The organism is Criibacterium bergeronii, assembly GCF_001693775.2.
Classification (GTDB): Bacteria; Bacillota; Clostridia; order Peptostreptococcales; family Filifactoraceae; genus Peptoanaerobacter; species Peptoanaerobacter bergeronii.
This window is the reverse complement of record NZ_MBEW02000044.1, coordinates 1-6,592: the sequence shown is the minus strand read 5'-3', so window position 1 is coordinate 6,592 and position 6,592 is coordinate 1. Positions and strand designations below refer to the sequence as shown.

The following is a 6,592-nucleotide window of genomic DNA, read 5'->3' as shown; positions in this document are numbered from 1 at the left end:
TTTCGATTGTACTATCCTTCGATTTTGACTTGATATTTTTTACACCCTTATAAATATTATGCCTAAAATATTTAATAATTAGATAAGCTGCTATAAACAATAATGCTACAACAATCCCTGTTTTTCCAATAAGTTTATAAAATAATATACTTACTAAATAGCTGATTAACCCTACACCATTACCCTCAATACCATCAATTACTGATGTAGGAATAGATATAATAAAGTTATAAGAGCTTAAAAGAGCTAAATACTCGCTATGTATAAGCGAATAAAAGAGCATAACAAAAAATGCAGATAGAGCAATATCAATCCTATTTAAGTTTTTAAAACTAAAATCCTTAAAATGAATTAATTTGTATGCTCCAAATGCAATAAATGTAATACCCAGCAACAAAGAAAGCCTAGAAAGCAATCCAAGCACTAAACCTTTTAAAACCCCTCCAATTAATCCAGTGCCTGGCATAAATACTATCACCATAAGTACAATTCCTATGGCGATAAGTATTAGTGCAGTAAAATTTTCATTGAATTTTATTGGCTTTTTAATATCGTTAGTGTTTTGTTTCTTTGAAGTCTGCGTCTTGGATTTTTCCTTTGCCTTGTCATTAGTTTTTTTATTTGATTTTATAATGTTTGATTTTTTTTTGCTATTTGACATATTTACTACTTATATTTCCAATAAAATTTATTTCACATCATATCTGTCAGATGTTATTCAAGTATAGCTTTTCTAGATAGATTTAGTCTGCCTTGAGCATCTATTTCCATAAGTTTTACTTGGACAGCATCTCCAACCTTAAACATATCTTCTACTTTTTCTACACGTCTTTTGTCTATTTGAGATATGTGTAATAAGCCTTCTTTTCCCGGTAAAATTTCTACAAATGCTCCAAAGTTCATTATTTTTGTTATCTTGCCATTGTAAATTTGGCCTACCTCCGGCTCTGCTACTATGCCTTCAATTATTTCTTTAGCTCTTAGGCAGCTATCTTTGTCAGGCGAAACAATAGCGATTTTTCCATCATCGTCTATATCAATTTTTACACCTGTTTCATCGATAATCTTATTTATAGTTTTTCCGCCACTACCTATGACTTCTCTTATTTTATCAACATCTATTTTCATTGTCATGATAAGTGGTGCATATTTTGACAATTCAGCTCTTGGAGCGTCAATTGTTTCCCTCATTTTGTCAAGTATAAACAATCTGCCATCTCTAGCTTGAGATAAAGCTCTAGTAAGTATAGCCTCATCAATACCTGCGATTTTTATATCCATCTGAATTGCTGTTATACCATGCTCAGTACCAGCAACCTTAAAGTCCATATCTCCTAGGAAGTCTTCCATGCCTTGTATATCTGAAAGTATTGCTACTTCATCCGCATCTTCGTCTTTTATAAGCCCCATAGCTATACCGGCAACCATGTCTTTGATTGGTACACCAGCATCCATTAAAGAAAGTGTGCTCCCGCAAACACTTGCCTGTGATGTAGAACCATTTGAGGATAATACTTCAGATACAGTTCTTATAGCATATGGAAACTCCTCTTCTGATGGTAGCACCGGAACAAGTGCCTTTTGTGCCAAAGCTCCGTGACCTATTTCTCTTCTGCCCGGACCTCTTGACGCTCTTGCCTCCCCTACTGAGTAAGATGGGAAGTTATAATGGTGCATATATCTTCTTTCAGTTTCTTCGTCTAAGCCATCTAATACCTGAGCATCTGATAATGACGCTAGTGTGGTGATTGTCATTACCTGAGTTTGTCCTCTAGTAAATACTGCTGAGCCGTGAGTTCTAGGAAGTAATCCGACTTTGCTCCAAATAGGACGGATCTCTGTTTCTTTTCTGTTGTCCGGTCTGATTTTATCGTGAAGTATCATATTTCTTACAGATTTTTTAGTGATTTTATATAATGCCTCGTCTACATCTTTTACATTGTCAGGATATATTTCAGAAAAATGCTCTTTAGCATCTTGACTTACTTTATCCATGTTTTCTTGTCTTTCCTGCTTGTCATAGGTCTTTATCGCAGCCTTCATTTTTTCTTCGCTATAATCTATTACAGCTTGTTCTATTTCTTCATCAGCCTTAAATACATAGAATTCTTGTTTTTCTTTTCCAACTTTTGCAGTGATTTCTTCTATAAAAGTACAGATTTTCTTTATTTCTTCATGTGCAAATAAGATAGCCTTTAGCATTACATCTTCGCTTATTTCATTTGCTCCTGCCTCTACCATCATTATGGCATCCTTTGTACCTGAAACAACTAGATACATTTCAGATTTTTCTCTTTGCTCAAGATTTGGGTTGATGATATATTGTCCATCTATTAAACCTATAGAAACAGAACCTGTAGGACCGTTAAATGGTATAGAAGATATGCAAAGTGCAATAGATGAGCCTATCATAGCAATGGTATCAGGATTTGCATCTTGGTCCATAGAAAGAACAGTTGCTACAACCATTACATCATTTCTAAATCCTTTTGGGAAAAGCGGTCTTATAGGTCTATCAATAAGTCTAGAGGTAAGTATAGCTTTATCAGATGGCTTTCCTTCTCTTTTTATAAATCCACCGGGGATTTTGCCGGCTGCGTATTGTTTTTCCACATAATCAACACTTAGTGGGAAAAAGTCTATCCCCTCTTTTGGTTCATCAGAATTTGTAGCAGTAACCAACAATACAGTATCACCATATTTTAATATGCAAGAGCCATTAGCTAATTGAGCAAGTTCACCAGTTTCAACTGTTAGCGTTCTACCGCCTAGCTGCATTTCAAATTTTTCCATTATTCCTCCATAATATTTGTAATAAATTTATATTTTTCTTCACTAATTTCAACTCATATACATTTACCAATCTAATTATTTAAAACTAGAACTAGCATTTGGAATAAATTATATTATAAATACATAATTTAATCAAACCAACTAAATTACATACTTACAATATAATTTTAGACCAATATTATTTAGCAAATGTTTAAATACAAGATAGGTAAAAAATCTTCGTCAAAATTGTGAAAAAAGAGCAGGGAGTCCTGCTCTTTAAATAGCTTTGCTATTAAGCTTTCACTTTTAAGATTACTATTTTCTGAGTCCAAGACTCTGAATCAAATTATTGTATCTGTCCACATTTTTTTCTTTAAGGTATTTAAGAAGTGACCTTCTTCTCCCTACCATCTTTAAAAGACCTCTTCTTGAATGGAAGTCTTTCTTGTGAACCTTCAAGTGCTCGTTAAGCTCATTAATTCTTTGAGTTAATACAGCTACTTGTACTTCAGGAGAACCTGTATCTCCTTCTTTCATAGCATACTTTTGCATAATCTCAGTTTTTGCTTCTTTAGTCATTTTACACCTCCGTGATAAATAAATATGTCCATGCCAAGTATAAGGTCGGTGACTCCATACACATAGCATAAACTCAACCTTATGTATTCTATCATATAAAAATAGAATTGTAAACAAACAATAATAAATTTAAGATTTTTTTTACTTCTTTTGTTGTTTGTTGTAATTTGTCAAAGTAAACGCAACTTCATATAGAAATATGTGTTGCGTTTACTTTTGTACTTTTTATATGTGAATTTAGTTTTACAACTCACTTAAAATAATTTTTGTCACTTCTAATCTTTTGCCCATTCAAAAGCGTGTTTTACTGCTTTCCTCCAACCTTTTAGCAGGTTTTGTCTTTCTTCTTCTGTTATCTTAGACGTAAATTCTTTATCTATATTGCAATTATTAATTATATCATTTATATCCTTATACACTCCTACAGCCAAGCCTGCCAAATATGACGCACCCATTGCAGTGGTTTCTATGGTTTGTGGTCGTCTTACCGGCACGTTTATGATGTCAGATTGAAATTGCATCAAAAAATTGTTGGCACTTGCTCCACCATCTACCTTTAATGTTTTTAATTTTATATTCGCATCTTCTTGCATGGCTTGCAGTACATCGTTTGTAAGATAGCCAAGCGACTCTAATGTAGCTCTTACTATATGATATCTGTTTGTGCCTCTAGTGATGCCTACTATTGCACCTCTTGCATATTGGTCCCAATACGGTGCACCAAGTCCTGTAAAAGCCGGCACTACATAACAGCCACCGGAGTCTTTCACTCTTTGTGCCATATATTCAGAGTCTTGTGAGGTGTATATTATCCTCAGCTCATCTCTTAGCCACTGTATAGCTGAACCTGCTACAAATATTGAGCCTTCAAGTGCGTAGTTTACTTTTCCGCCTACCGACCATGCAATAGTGGTCACCAAACCATTTTTGCTAAATATTGGTTTTTCTCCGGTATTCATCAGCAAAAACGCTCCCGTTCCATAGGTGTTTTTTGCATCTCCTGCGTTAAAGCACGCCTGTCCAAATAGTGCTGCTTGTTGGTCGCCAGCTACTCCTGCTATAGGTATAGCTCCATTAAAAAAGTTGTTGTCTGTTTCTGCATAAATGTAACTAGATGGTTTTACCTCAGGCAGCATACTTTTTGGTATGTCCAGCAAATTTAAAATTTCTTCATCCCATTTTAAATCTTTTATGTTAAACAGCATAGTCCTTGACGCATTTGAATAATCGGTAGCGTGTATTCTGCCTCCAGTCAGTTTCCATATAAGCCATGTATCTACTGTACCAAAAAGTAGCTCGCCTTTTTGAGCTTTTTCTCTTGCTCCTTCGACATTATCAAGTATCCATTTTATCTTTGTCGCGGAAAAATACGCATCTATGACAAGTCCTGTTTTTTCCCTTATCATTTCTACATAATTTTTCTCTTTCAGCTCGTCGCAATACTCAGATGTCCTCCTACACTGCCATACTATAGCGTTGTATATAGGCTTGCCTGTAGATTTTTCCCATACTATAGTAGTTTCCCTTTGGTTGGTGATACCTATAGCTACAATATCTTCAGCTTTTGCTCCTATCCTCAAGGCTGCCTCTGTAGCAACTCCAATTTGCGTAGACCATATCTCATTTGGGTCGTGCTCTACCCAGCCTGATTTTGGAAATATCTGATTAAATTCCTTTTGTGCAATGGACTTTATATTTCCTTGCTTGTCAAAAAGTATACATCTATTACTTGTAGTCCCTGCATCAAGTGCCATAATGTATTTGCTCATAACTTCACCTCTTAATCAACCGATTAAATTAGGTAAAAATGTTACTAATGTAGGCATATATGTCACCATCAACAAAACTAGAAATAGTGAAATTATGAAAGGGACAGCCTCTTTAACAAATCCGTCTATAGGGCATTTTGTAATGCCACAAACTGTAAACATCATAGAACCAAATGGTGGCGTTATTCCGCCTAGCATGATATTTACTATTACTACCATACCAAAGTGCAACGGGTCTACTCCAAGCTTTACCATAAGTGGTACTAAAAGCGGAGCTATTATGACCATAGCTGCTCCACCTTCTATGAACATACCCAGCACCAACAAGATTACATTGCATATAAGTAACATAACGTATTTATTTTTAGTTATCCCAAGCATGGTTGTGGTCAAAGCTTGTGGTATTCCCTCCCAGCTAAGATAATATCCAAATACATTTGCTGCAACTATTATCAGCACCACTGAGCCTGTACCGTATACAGTTTCTTTAAAAATAGGAACGAAATCCGAAAATTTTAATTTTTTATATATAAACTTTCCTACTATAAATGTATATATTATCGCTATAGCTCCTGCCTCTGAAGGTGTTATCATACCTATTCTTATGCTGGCTATTATCCCAAATGGAAACAACAATGCCCATATTGATTTTCTCGCTTGAGTTAATATTTCTCCTGCACTGGCACGTTTTTCTCTAGTAGGTGCATAGTCTCTTTTGTGAGCTATGATTGATACTGTAATCATCATCACAATACTCATCAAAATGCCCGGCACATACCCTGCTATAAACATTTTATTTACAGGTACACTGGCTATAATACCGTATATTATAAGATTTATTCCCGGAGGAATTACCGGAGTAATTGCTGAGGATGCCGCTGTAACTGCCGAAGAAAACTCTAACGAATATCCTTTTTTTACCATTTCAGGTACTAATATTTTTGCCTCCATAGCCGCATCTGCATTTGCAGAGCCTGATACTCCGCCCATTAGCAAGCTCAAGACTACATTTACATGACCTAGTCCACCTTTCATATGTCCTGTCAATACGTCTGCAAACTCCATCAATTTTTCGCTGATACCTGAATAGTTCATTATAGAGCCTGCCATAATAAAAAATGGTATGGCAAGCAGTGAAAAGCTCTGAGTGCTACTCACAAATTTTTGAAAAACAAGTATTGCACTTGTGCCTGTATCTATAAACAGGAAATAAAACAAGGTAGAGCCAAATAGTGCAAAAGCGATAGGAACGCTTGAAAAATATAATATCAAAACTAAAAATACCGGTATTAAAGCTACTAATGGGTCATTCATTTCTTTACGCTCCTTTCAAATCACTAATCATCTTAATATCCTTTATTATAAGAATTATTGTTCTAATAGCCATCAAGACAAAACTTACTGCAATAGAACAGGATATATATGCACTAGATACGGCAAGGACCGGTGTGACCTTTATATATGTAGTT

The 6,592-nt window shown here is 35.1% G+C and carries 4 protein-coding genes and 1 pseudogene; all 5 read right to left on the bottom strand.

The window, feature by feature from the left end; translation table 11 throughout:
- Positions 1-661: pseudogene (locus tag BBG48_RS10275) on the bottom strand (hypothetical protein); the annotation flags it as partial.
- A 53-nt stretch (positions 662-714) separates the two neighbouring features.
- Positions 715-2,793: a polyribonucleotide nucleotidyltransferase gene (locus tag BBG48_RS10270; protein WP_068913345.1), complete on the bottom strand. Its 2,079-nt coding sequence runs from the start codon at positions 2,791-2,793 to the stop codon at positions 715-717.
- Between the two features lie 297 nt (positions 2,794-3,090).
- Positions 3,091-3,354, bottom strand: coding sequence for a 30S ribosomal protein S15 (gene rpsO / locus BBG48_RS10265; protein WP_068913343.1), 264 nt, complete (start codon positions 3,352-3,354; stop codon positions 3,091-3,093).
- A 275-nt stretch (positions 3,355-3,629) separates the two neighbouring features.
- Complete coding sequence (glpK, locus tag BBG48_RS10260; protein ID WP_068913342.1) at positions 3,630-5,123, bottom strand: glycerol kinase GlpK; 1,494 nt, start codon at positions 5,121-5,123, stop codon at positions 3,630-3,632.
- A 15-nt stretch (positions 5,124-5,138) separates the two neighbouring features.
- A complete protein-coding gene (locus tag BBG48_RS10255) occupies positions 5,139-6,437 on the bottom strand; it encodes a TRAP transporter large permease (protein ID WP_068913339.1) in 1,299 nt (432 codons plus the stop codon).
- Positions 6,438-6,592 lie beyond the last annotated feature (155 nt).

Bases quoted from the DNA above. Each gene is read 5' to 3' on its own strand.
- BBG48_RS10270 (WP_068913345.1), bottom strand. From the start codon at position 2,793: ATGGAAAAATTTGAAATGCAGCTAGGCGGTAGAACGCTAACAGTTGAA.
- rpsO (WP_068913343.1), bottom strand. From the start codon at position 3,354: ATGACTAAAGAAGCAAAAACTGAGATTATGCAAAAGTATGCTATGAAA.
- glpK (WP_068913342.1), bottom strand. From the start codon at position 5,123: ATGAGCAAATACATTATGGCACTTGATGCAGGGACTACAAGTAATAGA.
- BBG48_RS10255 (WP_068913339.1), bottom strand. From the start codon at position 6,437: ATGAATGACCCATTAGTAGCTTTAATACCGGTATTTTTAGTTTTGATA.